15 protein-coding genes are annotated in these 15,007 nt (G+C 55.2%); 8 read left to right on the forward strand and 7 right to left on the reverse strand.

Features of this window, described 5'->3' with window-relative positions:
• Positions 1-17: 17 nt before the first annotated feature.
• From NHG65_RS09035 to NHG65_RS09050, 4 genes are all read right to left on the reverse strand, one after another.
• The gene (locus NHG65_RS09035) at positions 18-1,583 is read right to left on the reverse strand and encodes an APC family permease (protein ID WP_085116179.1); all 1,566 of its coding nucleotides are present in this window, start codon (positions 1,581-1,583) and stop codon (positions 18-20) included.
• Between the two features lie 44 nt (positions 1,584-1,627).
• Positions 1,628-3,238, reverse strand: a complete 1,611-nt coding sequence (locus NHG65_RS09040) for an aldehyde dehydrogenase (NADP(+)) (protein ID WP_262260903.1) — start codon at positions 3,236-3,238, stop codon at positions 1,628-1,630.
• 57 nt (positions 3,239-3,295) lie between these two features.
• Positions 3,296-4,216 (reverse strand): dihydrodipicolinate synthase family protein, encoded by a 921-nt coding sequence (locus NHG65_RS09045; RefSeq protein ID WP_219015844.1) that lies wholly within the window; start codon positions 4,214-4,216, stop codon positions 3,296-3,298.
• Between the two features lie 208 nt (positions 4,217-4,424).
• Entirely contained in the window at positions 4,425-5,270 is an 846-nt protein-coding gene (locus NHG65_RS09050) for an AraC family transcriptional regulator (RefSeq protein WP_262260895.1), read from the reverse strand.
• A 285-nt stretch (positions 5,271-5,555) separates the two neighbouring features.
• On the opposite strand from NHG65_RS09050, the gene NHG65_RS09055 reads away from it, so the two are divergent.
• From NHG65_RS09055 to NHG65_RS09070, 4 genes are read left to right on the forward strand one after another with little or no spacing between them, the layout of a single operon-like run.
• Positions 5,556-6,503 carry a 4-hydroxyproline epimerase gene (locus NHG65_RS09055; RefSeq protein WP_262260894.1) on the forward strand — a complete coding sequence of 316 codons (948 nt, stop codon included), beginning with the start codon at positions 5,556-5,558 and terminating at the stop codon, positions 6,501-6,503.
• Positions 6,503-7,627 carry an NAD(P)/FAD-dependent oxidoreductase gene (locus NHG65_RS09060; RefSeq protein ID WP_262260892.1) on the forward strand — a complete coding sequence of 375 codons (1,125 nt, stop codon included), beginning with the start codon at positions 6,503-6,505 and terminating at the stop codon, positions 7,625-7,627. The genes NHG65_RS09055 and NHG65_RS09060 overlap by 1 nt, the downstream gene beginning before the upstream one ends.
• Positions 7,624-7,884: a (2Fe-2S)-binding protein gene (locus tag NHG65_RS09065; RefSeq protein WP_099061663.1), complete on the forward strand. Its 261-nt coding sequence runs from the start codon at positions 7,624-7,626 to the stop codon at positions 7,882-7,884. The genes NHG65_RS09060 and NHG65_RS09065 overlap by 4 nt, the downstream gene beginning before the upstream one ends.
• Complete coding sequence (locus NHG65_RS09070) at positions 7,877-9,139, forward strand: NAD(P)/FAD-dependent oxidoreductase (RefSeq protein WP_283602972.1); 1,263 nt, start codon at positions 7,877-7,879, stop codon at positions 9,137-9,139. Before NHG65_RS09065 ends, NHG65_RS09070 begins: the two co-directional genes overlap by 8 nt.
• Before the next feature lie 101 nt (positions 9,140-9,240).
• Here the strand turns inward: NHG65_RS09070 and NHG65_RS09075 are convergent, their stop codons facing one another.
• On the reverse strand, positions 9,241-9,597 hold the full coding sequence (locus NHG65_RS09075) for a hypothetical protein (protein WP_085116186.1): 357 nt from the start codon (positions 9,595-9,597) through the stop codon (positions 9,241-9,243).
• Positions 9,598-10,008: 411 nt separating this feature from the next.
• On the opposite strand from NHG65_RS09075, the gene NHG65_RS09080 reads away from it, so the two are divergent.
• Positions 10,009-10,365 carry a hypothetical protein gene (locus NHG65_RS09080; protein ID WP_499183180.1) on the forward strand — a complete coding sequence of 119 codons (357 nt, stop codon included), beginning with the start codon at positions 10,009-10,011 and terminating at the stop codon, positions 10,363-10,365.
• Positions 10,366-10,594: 229 nt separating this feature from the next.
• Entirely contained in the window at positions 10,595-11,026 is a 432-nt protein-coding gene (locus NHG65_RS09085) for a hypothetical protein (protein WP_207977685.1), read from the forward strand.
• Between the two features lie 16 nt (positions 11,027-11,042).
• Here NHG65_RS09085 and NHG65_RS09090 read toward each other — a convergent pair whose 3' ends face one another.
• The gene (locus NHG65_RS09090; RefSeq protein WP_499183181.1) at positions 11,043-11,384 is read right to left on the reverse strand and encodes a GlpM family protein; all 342 of its coding nucleotides are present in this window, start codon (positions 11,382-11,384) and stop codon (positions 11,043-11,045) included.
• Between the two features lie 117 nt (positions 11,385-11,501).
• On the reverse strand, positions 11,502-11,726 hold the full coding sequence (locus NHG65_RS09095; protein ID WP_006321715.1) for a DUF2594 family protein: 225 nt from the start codon (positions 11,724-11,726) through the stop codon (positions 11,502-11,504).
• Positions 11,727-12,490: 764 nt separating this feature from the next.
• Here NHG65_RS09095 and uvrY point away from each other — a divergent pair.
• Positions 12,491-13,147 carry a UvrY/SirA/GacA family response regulator transcription factor gene (gene uvrY, locus NHG65_RS09100; protein ID WP_012006273.1) on the forward strand — a complete coding sequence of 219 codons (657 nt, stop codon included), beginning with the start codon at positions 12,491-12,493 and terminating at the stop codon, positions 13,145-13,147.
• A complete protein-coding gene (gene uvrC / locus NHG65_RS09105) occupies positions 13,140-14,972 on the forward strand; it encodes an excinuclease ABC subunit UvrC (RefSeq protein WP_099061660.1) in 1,833 nt (610 codons plus the stop codon). The genes uvrY and uvrC overlap by 8 nt, the downstream gene beginning before the upstream one ends.
• The last annotated feature ends 35 nt before the right edge of the window (positions 14,973-15,007 follow it).

Consider the following 15,007-nt stretch of genomic DNA (forward strand, 5'->3'; position numbering starts at 1 on the left):
AGCTATCTCCTCTGCGGTTACTCTTCTTCATCACCGGCAAAATTCGCCTGAGGTAAACAGGTATAGGCTCCCCAGTAATAGATTGCCAACGCAATGACCGCCACCGTGATGGTGTCCCACGGGTGGCCAATGGCATTAATGCCACCAAAACTGCCGAGGTAGGACGCGACAATGATCAAGGCGTAGAAGGCAATCAGCCACAGCGACGACCAAATCTGTTGCTTCAGGCTGACGGCGTGGGTCGGTACCTTATTTTTGAACAGGATATAAACCACAAACATCAGGATCTGCAGGCCGAGCAGCCAGGACACGGTATTCCAGCCGGACCAGTAAACGATCAGCGCTGAAATGATAAATGATACCGGCCCGAGTACGCAGAACCCGCGCACGAAGAAGGGACGCGGCAGATCTGGTGCATTGCGCCGCAGACCGGCAGCGGTGACCGGTGCAATGGCGTAACTCAGCACCAGCGCGGCGGACACCACGCCGATCAGCTTCTCCCAGGAGGGGAAGGGCAGCGTCCAGAAGATCGACAGTGCAAAGGTCAGCCACAGTGCAGGGCGTGGAATACCGGATTCACCGTCGACGCGGGTAAAAATCTTGAAGAAGGTACCTGCGCGGGCCCAGCCGTACACCACGCGTGGGGTGGCGTTCATGTAAATATTGCCGGTGCCGCTCGGTGAGATAATCGCATCGCTCACCACCAGAAACGCCAGCCAGCCCATACCCAGGGTGATGGCGATGTCACGATAAGGCAGGGAAAATTGCTGGCTGATACCGGCCCAGCCGCCGCTCAGCATTTCGCTGGGGATACTGCCGAGGAAGGCCACTTGCAACAGCACGTAAATGATGGTGGACAACACCACCGACAGGATCAGCGCGATAGGAATGGTGCGCTGCGGATTTTGCACTTCGCTGGCGACCGAGATGATCGGCGTCAGACCCAGATAGGCGAAGATAATCCCCCCGGCGGAAATGGCCGCTTCCACCCCGGCGGAGCCAAAGGGCGCAAACCCCTGACTGTGCAGATTTTCGGGTTTGAAGAAGCTGAACAACACCACAATCACCAACAGCGGTACCACGAATTTAATCACGCTGATCAGATTGTTGGATTTGGCAAAAGTTTTGACACTGTAGTAATTCAGGGCGAAGAAAAAGCACAGTAGCAGGAGCTGGACCAGCCAGCCGATCAGCGTCGGGTTACCGGAGCCGGGCTGGCTCAGAAAGGGAAACCAGGCGGCGGCGTACTGGCGGGCCGCGACGATCTCAATCGATATCAGGCTGGAGAAGGCGATCAGGGTAATAAACCCCAGCAGATAGCCCATCAGTTCGCCGTGGGAGAACACCGGGTAGCGGATAATACCGCCAGCGCGGGGCAGCGCCGCACCCAGTTCACAGTAAACAATGCCCAGCAACAGCACGGCTAAACCGCCGATCAGCCAGGAGTAGATGCCGGCGGGACCGGCGATGGAAGAGACGTGACTGGCAGCGAACAGCCAGCCGGAACCAAAAATTGCGCCCAGGCCGATAAACGTCAAATCGGTGAGCGTAAGCTGCTTCTTGAATTTGCCTTGGGTTGTCATGGGTTTACCCTTTTGTTATTCGGTGGCATGCAGATGCGGCCGGGCTAGTTGCTGGCAGGTGAGTGGATCGGATCTCGGGTGTAAATACCGTTAACCAGCCTCAGCAGGCCAAGCGGATTACTGTCTTGCAACGGTGGCGGCAATAACGCAGCCGGGTAATTTTGCAGGCAGACCGGGCGCAGGAAACGCTCAATGGCCAACGTACCGACCGAGGTGCCACGGGCATCGCTGGTGGCCGGATAAGGGCCGCCGTGAACCATGGCGTCGCACACTTCCACTCCGGTTGGGTAGCCGTTGAACAGCACTCGTCCGGCTTTACGGGTCAGCAGTTGCGCCAGCGGCACGGCGTCGGCCAGATCGTCAGCGTCGGTCAGCAGCGTGGCGGTCAGTTGCCCTTGCAGGCTTTCCAACGCGGCGGTCAGTTGCTGGTGGTTTTCTACCGTCACCACAATGGCTGCCGGGCCAAACACTTCTTCCTGCAACAGCGGATCCCCGCTGAGCAGTAAATGACTGTCGGCCTGATACAGTTGTGGCGCCGCCAGATGAGGCCGATCCTCAGGATCACCGGCCAGATGGCAAATGCCCTGGCGCTGATCCAGTGCCGCCAATCCGCTGCGATAATGTGCCAGCGTGCCGGCATTGAGCATCGGTTGCGGGGCGGCGGCGTTCACCCGCTCGGTTAATTCACGGATAAACTGGCTGAATGCTTCGCCGCGTTGGCCGATGATCAGCCCCGGCTTGGTACAGAACTGGCCGCAACCCAGCGTGAAAGAGGCCACCAGATCGCGTGCGATCTGCTGCCCACGACGGGCTAACGCCTGCGGCATGATGATCAGCGGGTTGATGCTCGACATCTCGGCAAAGACCGGGATGGGGTGCGGACGGCGCATGGCCAGATCGAACAAGGCTCTGCCGCCGCGCAGCGAGCCGGTAAAGCCCACCGCCTGAATGGCCGGGTGCTGTACCAGTTCCGCGCCAATGCGGTCGCCGTAAATCATGTTGAATACCCCGGCCGGGATCTGTTGCTGTTCTCTGGCCCGTTCAATCGCCTGTGCGGTCAGCTCGGCGGTGATCATATGGCCACCGTGCGCTTTGAACACCACCGGGCAACCTGCGGCCAGTGCGGCGGCGGTATCACCGCCCGCGGTAGAGAAGGCCAGTGGAAAATTGCTGGCGCCAAACACCGCCACCGGACCGAGTGCCGTGCGGTATTGGCGTAGATCCGGACGGGGTAGCGGCATCCGCTGGGGTAACGCACAATCGATACGCACAGCATGCACATCGCCACGGCGTAACAGGGTGGCAAATAACCGCATCTGGCCACTGGTTCTGGCACGTTCGCCGCTCAGCCGCGCTAATGGCAGGGCGGTTTCCTGCATGGCGAAGGTAAAGAATTCCTCATCCAGTGCATCCAACTGTTCGGCAATCGCCTCAAGAAAGTCAGCCCGGCGTTCGGCACTGAGTTGAGAATAGGCGGTGAACGCCTGTGCGGCGGCATCGGCGGCGGCGGCGGTTTCTGCGATGCTGGCCGAGAAAAAACGGTGGCCGGTCGGCTGGCCGTTATCGGCGCGCAGGCTGACCAGTTCGGCCTCACCGCTGGCGCGGCGTTGGCCGCCAATAAACTGTTGACCGCTGATGGTATGGGCGTTGGGCATGGGTTCCCCCAATAGGCAAGTGGCTGGGCCCGGCAGGTGGCCGGGCGAGAGTGGCAATTACAGGCCGACGTCCGGCAGCGCAGGGCGGTTTGCCAGCGCTTTTTTAACCACGGCGGTGACTTCGGCCAGCGTATCGCCCTGCAACGCCAGGCGGGGTGGACGGGTGATGGCGCTGCCGCGACCTACCAGCTCTTCACACAGCTTGATGCACTGCACCAGGTCCGGCCGCGCATCCAGATGCAGCAACGGCATAAACCAGCTATACAGCGCCAGTGCTTCCTCAAAGCGTTTTTGCTTCGCCAGGCGGAACAGGGTTTCGCCTTCACGCGGGAAGGCGTTGGACATGCCGGAGATCCAGCCTTCGGCGCCGACGGCAATGCTTTCCAGCACCACGTCATCGAGCCCGGCGAACAGCACAAAGCGATCGCCGACCTCGTTACGCAGGTCGATAAAGCGGCGGGTATCGCCGGAAGAGTCCTTGAAGCACACGATATTTTCGCAGTCGACCAACGACGTCAGAATGTCCGGCGTCACGTCGTTTTTGTAAATCGGCGGGTTGTTGTAGACCATGATTGGCAGATCGGTGGCACTGGCGACGCTGCGAAAGTGGGCGGCCGTTTCGTGAGGTTTGGCGGAGTAGACCAGCGCAGGCATGACCATGATGCCGTCAACGCCGACCTTTTGCGCTTCACGCGCCATGTCACGGGCAAAGGCAGTGGTGAATTCGGCAATGCCGGCAATCACCGGGACCTTGCCTTGCGCCGCATCGCGCGCCACTTCAATCACCGAGAGTTTTTCCTGAACGGTCATCGAAGTGTTTTCGCCCACGGTGCCGCACACCACCAGGCCAGAAACGCCGTCTTTGACCAGGTTTTTGATCACCGTATGGGTGGCGTCGAGATCCAGAGAGAAATCGCTACGAAACTGAGTGCTGACCGCCGGGAATACGCCGCTCCAGCTAATGGCTTTATGGCTCATAGTGTTTATCCTGTCGTCCAAGTTTGTTAATCAATGGTGAATTATTGGTAAAATCCAATCACAGATTGACCTGTATTGTTCGCAGGGGCTTGACGGTTTTCTCCGAATGCCATGACGAAATTGGCACAGTGGCGCCACGCATCAGGCGGCGAAAAGCCTGACCTTAAAAGCGCCGAAGTGAAGTCTGTTAATAAATTAAATCATAGGGTTAAGGTGATAGGGTGGTGCGGAAGTCGCGCGGTGTAGACCCGGTCATGGCTTTGAATTGGCGGCTGAATGCGCTGTGATCGGTGTAGCCACACTGCAGGGCAATGTCGGTAATCGGCAAGTCGCTTGCCAGCAGTTCGGTGGCTTTTTCCAGCCGAACCTTGTGGATCATCTGGCGTGGCGTGAGGTGAAAAATACGTTTGCAGTAACGTTCGATCTGCGCCACGGAAAGGGCAGTGAGTGCGGTTAATTCCTCAAGGGTAATCGGTCGGGCGTAATGTTGACGAATATAGACGTCGATCGCCGCCAGCCGCTGATAGGCAGGGTGGTTGGCTTTGGCCTCCTGCAAATCGTGCGAGATGCCCGCCATGCCGATGATTTTGCCCTGCGCATCGAACAACGCCAGCTTTTGCGTCAGGCACCAGCCGGTCTCGCGCCCACTGTACAGGTGCATCTCCAGTTGGTCCTGGATCAGTACGCCGTTGCGCAGCACGCGCAGATCCTGCTCGGTATAACCTGACCCTAATTGGGTCGGAAACACGTCCGCCGAGGTTTTCCCCAGCAGGGGGGTGACGGTTTTAAAGCCGCAACGTTTGGCCAGCGTCAGGTTGGCCAGCAGGTAACGCGCTTGCAGGTCTTTGATGAAGAACACCACGTTGGGAATGGCGTTGAGCAGCGGTGCAATCAAAGCCAGTGAATTTAGCAGATCGTGCAGGGTGTTCGGACGTTGTTGCGCCAGTCCATCACACCAGCGGGACAGTTGTTCTACGGCAAAAATGTCCTCTTCCGGTTCCTCGATAAGGGGGAGAGGAGCCGTAACAACCTGATGATCCTGGGCTAAACGCATAGCATTACCTTTTCCCGCTGGGTGACTCAGAGTCTGAGGCGGCCGGACAGGCCGTTTTTGGTGCGCTTAATCAATATTAACTTTCTTATAACTTTTCAAGCTTAGCTGCCAATTATGCGGATGACTGCATACTTTTGTTCCCTGAGGTGTACCGGCCCGGCACCATCCCGTCTGGAGGATTGTGCTGATTTCTGCATTCGCCACGCCGAAATCCATCAAGCCGCCGTCAGCATATTCGGTCAGTCTAGCCCCATCGGTAACATTTCATTAACCCAGGAGACTCCGATGGCACTTTCTTCGCATTTCACCGCGCTGCGGGCGATCGATTCCCATACCGCCGGGGAACCCACCCGACTGATTGTCGAAGGATTCCCCGATTTGGGCACCGGCAGCATGGCTGAGCGCAAGGCGCTGTTTGCACAGCAGTATGACGACTGGCGTAGCGCGATCATTCTGGAACCTCGCGGTAACGACGTGCTGGTGGGAGCCTTGCTGTGTCAGCCTTGCTCACCGCAGGCCGCCGCCGGGGTGATTTTCTTCAACAACAGCGGTTATTTGGGGATGTGCGGTCATGGCACCATAGGTCTGGTGGCCTCACTGGCCTACCTGGGGCGAATTGGCGTCGGTGAGCACCTGATAGAAACCCCGGTGGGTACGGTGAACGCCACCTTGCATCAGGATGGCAGCGTGACGGTGGAAAACGTCCCGGCCTATCGGTATCGCCAACAGGTCAGGGTTGAGGTCAGCGGCTATGGGCCGGTGGTGGGGGATATCGCCTGGGGCGGTAACTGGTTTTTCCTGATCGGCGAGCATCATCTGGCGATCAATACGCAAAGTCTGGAGGCGCTCACCGCCTTTAGCTGGGCGGTGCGTCAGGCGCTCGAGAGCGCAGGGATTTATGGGGAAGACGGCGGCGTAATCGATCATATCGAACTCTTTGCTGACGACGCGCAGGCCGACAGTCGCAACTTCGTGCTGTGTCCTGGCAAAGCTTATGATCGCTCGCCTTGCGGTACCGGCACCAGCGCCAAACTGGCCTGTCTGGCGGCCGACGGCAAATTGCAGCCGGGTGAGATATGGCACCAGGCGAGCGTGATTGGCAGCCAGTTCAGCGGCTATTACCAACGCAGTGGCGATCGCGTGACTCCATTTATTCGTGGGCAAGCTTACGTTTGCGCCGACAGCCAACTGCTGCTGGACGAGCGCGATCCCTTCGTTTGGGGGATCCGCTGATGGTTGCCGACAGACGGGCAGATGCGATAGTGGTGGGCGCCGGTATCATCGGTGCCGCCTGCGCCTGGCAACTGGTGCAGCAAGGGTTACAAGTGCTGCTGGTGGACAACCAGCGTGCCGGGGCGACGGCGGCGGGTATGGGGCACCTGGTTTGCATGGACGATAATCCCGCCGAGTTGGCTTTAAGCGCCTATTCATTGCAACTGTGGCGCAACCTGGTGACTCGCATGCCGGAAAACTGTGCCTGGCGCGGCTGCGGTACGCTGTGGCTGGCGGAGCGGGACGATGAAATGGCGATTGCCGAAGGTAAACTGCAACGCATGGCGGAATACGGTGTGGCGAGCGAAGCACTGAGCGCCGCGCAGGTTGCTGCTCATGAACCCATGCTGCGGCCCGGACTGGCCGGTGGCTTGCGTGTACCAGGCGACGGCATTGTTTATGCGCCCAATGTCGCCCGCTGGTTAGTGGCCGACGCCGGACCGGCGGTCAGGGTGGTTGTGGGTGATGTTACCGCGTTGGAACAGCAGGCGGTGGCGCTGACGGGAGGCGAACGGTTGACGGCACCGGTGGTGGTGGTGGCCTGTGGGTTACAGGCTGACAAGTTACTGGAACAACCCTTGCTACGCGCCAAGAAAGGGCATCTGGCGATCACCGATCGCTATCCGCAACGGGTACGTCACCAGTTGGTCGAGCTGGGGTATGGTGCCAGTGCTCACGCCAGCGACGGTACCTCGGTGGCATTTAACGTTCAGGCCAGGCCAACAGGCCAACTGTTGATCGGCTCTTCCCGCCAGTTTGATGCCCCCGACAGCAGCATCGATATGCCGTTACTGGCCGCCATGCTGGCACGGGCTACCACTTTTTTGCCCACATTGGCGCAGATGAACATTATCCGCTGCTGGACCGGCCAGCGCGCCGCGTCTGCAGACGGTTTGCCGTTACTCGGGCCGCATCCACAACATCGCTGGCTGTGGCTGGCCTTGGGGCATGAAGGCCTGGGCGTCACCACCGCGCTGGGCAGTGCTGCGCTGATTACGGCGCAGATCCATAACCATCGACCGGCGATTGACGATACCCCTTATCTGGCGGCACGAATGTTCCGTAAGGAGGCCTTGCCGGTATGAGCCAAAAACAGAATTTACTGACATTGACCCTTGACGGTGAAAGCCTCTGCGTACCTGAGGGTTCCAGCGTGGCCGCGGCGCTCAGTCTGAGCGGGCGGGATAGCTGCCGCATCTCGGTCAATGGGCAACCCCGCGCGCCGTTTTGCGGCATGGGCATCTGCCAGGAATGCCGCGTCACGGTGAATGGTGTGCGGCGTTTGGCGTGCCAGACGTTGTGCCAGCCTGGCATGCGTATTGAGAGGACAGAAAATGAGTGATCTCGCGTGCGATGTGCTGATTATCGGAGCCGGCCCGGCAGGGTTGGCGGCAGCCGGTGCTGCGGCAGAGAGTGGTCAGTCGGTGTTGGTGCTCGACGATAACCTGCGCCCCGGTGGGCAGATCTGGCGTGACGGGCCGAACGTGGCATTGCCGGCACTGGCTCTGCAATATCGGCAGGTTGTCGGGGGGCTGGATAATGTGACGCTGCTTAACGGCGTGAAGATTGTCGCCCAGTGCGGGCCGCAGAAAATTCTCTATGAAGATGCGGCGGGCAGCGGGACGGTGGATTATCAAGCGTTGATCCTGTGCTGTGGTGCCCGGGAACTTCTGCTGCCATTTCCCGGCTGGACACTGCCAGGGGTGACCGGGGCCGGTGGATTGCAGGCGCAGATTAAGCAAGGGTTGTCTATCAAAGGGGAGCGGGTCGTCATTGCCGGTAGTGGGCCACTGTTGTTGGCCGTGGCTGCCAGCGTAGTGAAAGCTGGTGGCGAAGTGGTGATGTTGGCGGAACAGGCCCCTGTCGCTCGGTTGGCGGCCTTTGCCGGTGGTTTGTGGCGCTGGCCGGTGAAACTGCGTCAGTCCTTTAGCCTGTTCAACCGGCATTATCGTCCTGACAGCTACGTGCTGGAAGCGTTGGGCGAACAGCGACTGACGGCGATTCATATCCAAAAAGGGGCTCGTGAGGTCACGCTAGATTGCGATCGTCTGGCCTGCGGTTTTGGGTTGGTGGCGAATATCGAACTGGCGATGTTGTTGGGGTGCCGTATCCAAAATGACGCGGTTGCCGTGGATCTTTACCAGCAAACCAGTCAGCCACAGATTTATGCAGCCGGTGAATGTACTGGGATCGGCGGCAGCGAGTTGGCGTTGACGGAGGGGGCGATTGCCGGCTATGCCGCAACCGGCAACCTGGCGCAGGCACAAGCCTTGATGGCGCAATGCGATAAGTGGCGGCGATTTGCCGGTGCGGTGGCGCGAACCTTTGCGCTCAATCCAGTGCTGAAAACGCTGGCGACACCGGAAACGCTCTTGTGTCGTTGTGAGGATGTGTCTTTGCATCAGTGCAGTGAATTTGCAGATTGGACAGCGGCCAAGTTGAGCAGCCGCTGCGGTATGGGCGCTTGCCAGGGCAAAATCTGTGCGACAGCGGCACGCCATTTACTCGACTGGCCACTGCCGGCTCCGAGGGTCCCGCTGACGCCAGTCAGGGTCGCCACTCTGGCCCGTTTGGGGCGCAGCGAGACTGACGGATAAGCCAACTAACTGCACTCAGGCACGCCGCACGGTGATGATGAGTCATCTCCGGCGGCAAGTTGTGCTAACGGGCCCAGACACCAAGTCCGTTGTTGCTCCTGTTACTGTGGCCAGTAATAGGTTTTCTCATGCCAGCCTTTGCCATACATACAGGCTTCGATGGTCGCCGAACGGGCACCTTCATTGCGATCATTTTGCACCGTTTTAAACGAAGGTTGTTTATCGTAACGGTAGCCTTTCGGGCAGTCTTTCTTGTCTTTCTCACAGCTATGGTATTGGTTTTCGTAGCTAAACTCGAAATCTCTCACCACATCGGGGGGGAAACGTTCGTAGCCTCGTCCCTTGCACTCCGCATATTCCGCCTCGCGTGTGGCGTTCCCGGCACCGGCTCTCTCCCATTGAGTGCAGGCCGTCAATGTAACTAATGGTAATAAAATCAAAAATCTATACGTCTTCATGATATCCCTAACTCTTCATTTCATCCTAAAAGCACTCGCTAAGAATCTTCCTAGGCGAGGTGGGGCGTGAGTGTAATAAACTGAGGCAAAAATTGGAAATGATAATAGTTATTGTTTAGAAAAGGTTGAGGTGACGGGTAGCAAGGATGAGTATCTGGAAGTGAAATAATACTTATTTGTTATCATATTCGTGCTAAGTTTTTTCTGATGATATATCCGACTTATTCCTTAAGATATTTACCTAAGGATTTTTTCTTATTATTGGCTGCAAAAGGATATTTATTCAGTGGGGAATTAAAGTTGGGATGTTTATATTGCTTTTTCAAAATAATCACAATTAAAGCCATTATTGAATTCGCCGGTAATACGATTGCAATTTATGTACAAATTTTTTAGATTCAGCAAGGATGAGTGATTCATCATGATGATGAAGAAATTAAAGGGAGTTTTATTTTGGCGAATAAATCAGAGATACCTAAAGACAGTGGTGATTTACCTTCATTATCAGATGATTGTGACAGGTTGAGAAACCTTTCTGATGTCGGTGATTCATTTGGCTATGGCCGCACTCGCTTTTATCAATGGTGCCGAGGACGCGGTTTTCTTACCCTTATGAATGCACCTTCTACGGAGATGATTAACGCCGGTTATATGGTGACGACGCTGTCAGAAAACGGCTACTCGCGGGTCTATGTGACTGAGGATGGCTTTAACTATGTGGGCAGTGTATTTCGTGATGACATCAAAAAACGCATGGTTAAGTTTTAAGAAATCATAAAAATCTTACTCATTTCAATACGCTAACCACAGAATCTTCTTATGGTGGTCGGTTGCCTTGCCTGACAGGCAAGGCGGTCGGCACCGAGGTATTGTTACCTCCCAGAATTTCTCCAGTTCACTGGAAGTTATCCTAATTTTTCATTGATGATGTCCCGATGCTACAGTCAGTGGCAGTTCTCTTGCTAGTATGAGGATGGGTTTATTTCAGGAGTTCAGGATGAAGCATTACGCTGCGTTATTCGTTACCACCGTGCTGTTGTCTGGCTGTGCCACTCAGGCGGTTCCCTTACAGCAGGCTGAATCACCGCCTCCCAGCCGGTTGATGCTGTATCAGAATGTCCCGCAAACGCCTTTTGCCACGGTAGTGGTAGTGCGCGACAGTGGGATGCTGGCAGGAAGTTGCCGGACCGGGGTTTATATCAACGGAGAATTTGCCGCATCGCTGGCATCCAAAGAAAAGGCCGAGTTCCGGGTGCCGGTAGGCAATAATGAAATTAGCATTGGGCAGGATATGATCGAAAATAGCCTGTGCATCTGGCGTGATACCAGCGGGCGCTTGCCAATGACGCTGCGCGCCGGTGAGAGTCGCTATTTCCGCATTGCGGGTGATATGCAGCGCGGCTTTGTGTTGCAGGCCGGTAAGCCGTAATTCAGGCGGGGCGCAATCAACGCCCTTGCCACCATCCCCATAGCGTAATCAAGAGCCACGCCGCGGCAATCCAGCACAGCACTGCGGCCGCCAACGCCCAGGACAATCTCATGCTGTTGATAAAGAAATACAGCGAGATCAGATACACCAGGTAAGGCAAAACGGCCCACATACCGAAAATCAGCGTGGTTCTCAGTGCCTCTATTGAACGTTCGCTGCCGACAATGTAATGGGCGATCAGGGCAAACGTCGGGAACAGAGGGACCAGGCCGGCGATATAGTAACTGCGGCTTTTGGCAAGCAGACCGATTAATATCACCACGAACGCGCCGATCAGTGCTTTAACGAGGATGCCCATAGTGCTCTCTGGCGTAAATAAAAATACATTGCCTGAAATAACCAGTGGGTTCAATGACTCGGGAGGGACTGCTGAGGAAACGGGCCCGCAATGACGGCAGGCCGGAAGGGCGACAGATTATTGACGGTAAGCGTGCTTAATCTGTTGGATGCTGTTTTTAAAGATTTCGGCCTGGGCCGGATCTTCAATCTGTGCGATAAAGCGTTCCATGTTGATAATGACTTTCCCGGCATCGGCCTGACCGATCGATTTCAGGATCAGCGTCAGTGTGGCTTTAAGGCAGGCAACTTCTGTCGCCAGCGTTTCCGGGTTTGCAGACGTAGTGAAATCAACGTTGCTCATTTTCTCTCCTGATTTTTGAGGCCGAAGCCTGAAGCAATGTACATTTTTATGCGCACCCACACCGATGTCATTCACTCGGACCTGCAGATGCGTATTTAACTGGGCGCGGAGTATAGCATAGCATCCAGGTATCCATCTGCACTGATAGCGCTGGATCGGGGACCGTGGTGGTTAACCTGGTATCTATCCGGGATTTAACCGATTTCACATTATAGTGCATACTCACTATTGATTAATTAATCAGCTTGCCAAACAATACCGCCAGGTTATTTTTTCTGTGTTAATAAGTATTTGTCCGCCTGTTTATTGTTTACTTGTTCCGATTATTTAAATGATCAACATTAGCCCCTTGCCTGACGTGCCCGGACGCGGGGTGAATAATTTCTTTTGCAATGGTTTTAGCCCTGTGAGATAAAGGCAAAGTTACCATATTGTTTTGTTTCAATGGATTACAATCACATTGAGTGGCATTACTATTATTTGTGTTGCGATTGCTTACACTGATTTTACCTGCGGTTTAGGGTAGACGCACTATCATAAGGTCAGGACTGCACATGGTAATATTTCCATCGTCGGCTTTTCCTCTGCAATCCATGGTTTTATCGGGCTGCATTGGGCGGCTAAAATTCAAAAATCAGGCCCATTCCGCAAAGTTAATCGGGAGTAAGTATTAATCTGTGTTCATTCTTGTCTGAAAAACAAGTAATATCTCAGGCTATAACAGAGGCTGATTGCGTTACTCCCTTCTTTTTGGAGATTTTTCCTTGATTAGCGTTCTTCTTGTTGATGACCACGAACTGGTGCGCGCAGGGATACGACGCATTCTTGAAGATATCAAAGGTATAAAAGTTGTCGGGGAGGCCCAGTGCGGTGAAGACGCCGTGAAATGGTGCCGTGGCAATGCTGTAGATATCGTTCTTATGGATATGAACATGCCGGGTATTGGCGGGCTGGAAGCCACGCGCAAGATTGTGCGTTATGCGCCCGACGTGAAAGTTATCATGCTGACTATTCATACCGAGAACCCATTGCCTGCCAAAGTGATGCAGGCTGGGGCCGCGGGCTACCTGAGTAAGGGCGCTGCACCACAGGATGTGGTCAATGCCATTCGTGCGGTACAGGCCGGACAGCGCTATATCGCGTCCGATATTGCCCAGCAAATGGCGTTGAGCCAGCTGGAGCCGCAGACGGAAACGCCGTTTAGCTGCCTTTCTGAGCGCGAGCTGCAGATTATGCTGATGATCACCAAAGGTAAAAAGGTTAACGAGATCTCGGAACAACTGAGTCTCAGCCCTAAAACGGTGAACAGTTATCGCTACCGTATGTTCAGCAAGCTGAATATCAGCGGTGATGTTGAATTGACCCACCTGGCTATCCGACACGGATTGTTCAATGCGGAGACGTTGTTAAGCAGTGAGTGACCGTTTTGATGCCAAAGCATTTCTAAGCACCGTAACCAGCCAGCCTGGCGTCTACAGAATGTACGACGCTACTGGCACGGTTATCTACGTCGGTAAAGCCAAAGATCTGAAAAAACGCCTCGCCAGCTATTTCCGCCAGCAGGTGGGTAGCCGTAAAACCGAGACGTTGGTTAAAAATATCGCACAAATAGACGTAACTGTTACGCATACCGAAACAGAGGCGCTATTACTGGAACATAACTACATAAAGTTATACCAGCCGCGATACAATGTTCTTTTGCGAGACGATAAATCTTATCCGCTGATTTTCCTCAGTGCGGACAGCCACCCACGGCTGGCCGTACATCGTGGTGCCAAACACGCCAAGGGGGAGTATTTCGGCCCATTCCCCAATTCCTATGCCGTGCGTGAGACGCTGGCGCTGCTGCAGAAACTGTTCCCGATACGTCAGTGTGAGAACAGCGTGTATCGCAACCGCTCGCGCCCCTGTTTGCAATACCAGATCGGTCGTTGCCTGGGGCCCTGTGTCGCCGGGTTGGTGAGTGAAGATGAGTATCGCCAGCAGGTGGATTATGTGCGCCTGTTTCTGTCCGGCAAGGATCAACAGGTGCTGCATCAGTTGATTGAACGGATGGAAAACGCCAGCAAGACATTGAACTTTGAAGAGGCCGCGCGGATACGCGATCAGATCCAGGCAGTACGCAGAGTGACGGAGCGTCAGTTCGTGTCCGGTAACAGCGACGATCTGGATGTGATCGGTGTGGCATTCGAGTCTGGTATGGCCTGCCTGCACGTATTGTTTATTCGCCAGGGTAAAGTGTTGGGCAGCCGCAGTTACTTCCCCAAAGTGCCGGGCGGCACCGAAATGAGCGAAGTGGTACAGACATTTGTCGGTCAGTTCTATCTACAGGGCAGCCAGATGCGTACCTTGCCGGCAGAAATCCTGTTGGATTTCACCTTGCCGGAGAAAGACCTGTTGGCCGAGTCGCTCTCTGAACTGGCCGGTCGTAAAATCCAGATCCAGAGCAAACCGCGAGGGGATCGCGCACGCTACCTTAAACTGGCGCGTACCAATGCAGCGACTGCCTTGACCACCAAGCTTTCCCAGCAGTCGACCATTCATCAGCGGTTAGCGGAATTGACGAAGGTACTGAATCTTTCCGAGATTAACCGCATGGAGTGTTTCGACATCAGCCATACCATGGGGGAGCAAACCGTCGCTTCTTGCGTGGTGTTTGACGCGAATGGGCCGCTGCGTTCTGAATATCGGCGCTATAATATCACCGGTATTACACCGGGGGATGACTATGCGGCGATGGCGCAAGTGTTGAAACGCCGCTATGGTAAGGCTCTGGAAGAGAAAAAAATCCCTGACGTTATCTTTATTGATGGTGGTAAAGGGCAGCTAGGTATGGCGATTGATGTGTTTAATTCGCTGAACGTGAGCTGGGATAAAAACAAACCTTTGCTGATTGGTATCGCCAAAGGCGCTGACCGCAAAGCCGGGTTGGAGACGTTGTTCTTTGTGCCGGAAGGTGAGGGCATTGCCCTGCCGTCGGATTCACCGGCGCTGCATCTGATCCAGCATATCCGCGATGATTCACATAACCACGCGATCACCGGGCACCGTCAGAGAAGGGCAAAAGTAAGAAATACCAGCGCGTTGGAACTGATCGACGGCGTTGGACCAAAACGGCGACAGGTGCTGTTGAAGTATATGGGCGGACTTCAACCATTATTGAACGCCAGCGTTGAGGAAATTGCAAAAGTGCCGGGTATTTCACAAGCATTGGCAGAAAAGATCTACAATGCATTGAAACACTGAGGGCAATGTAGCAACATACTCTTAATTCCCACTCC

It is taken from the genome of Serratia myotis (assembly GCF_027474885.1).
Taxonomy (GTDB): Bacteria; Pseudomonadota; Gammaproteobacteria; order Enterobacterales; family Enterobacteriaceae; genus Serratia; species Serratia proteamaculans.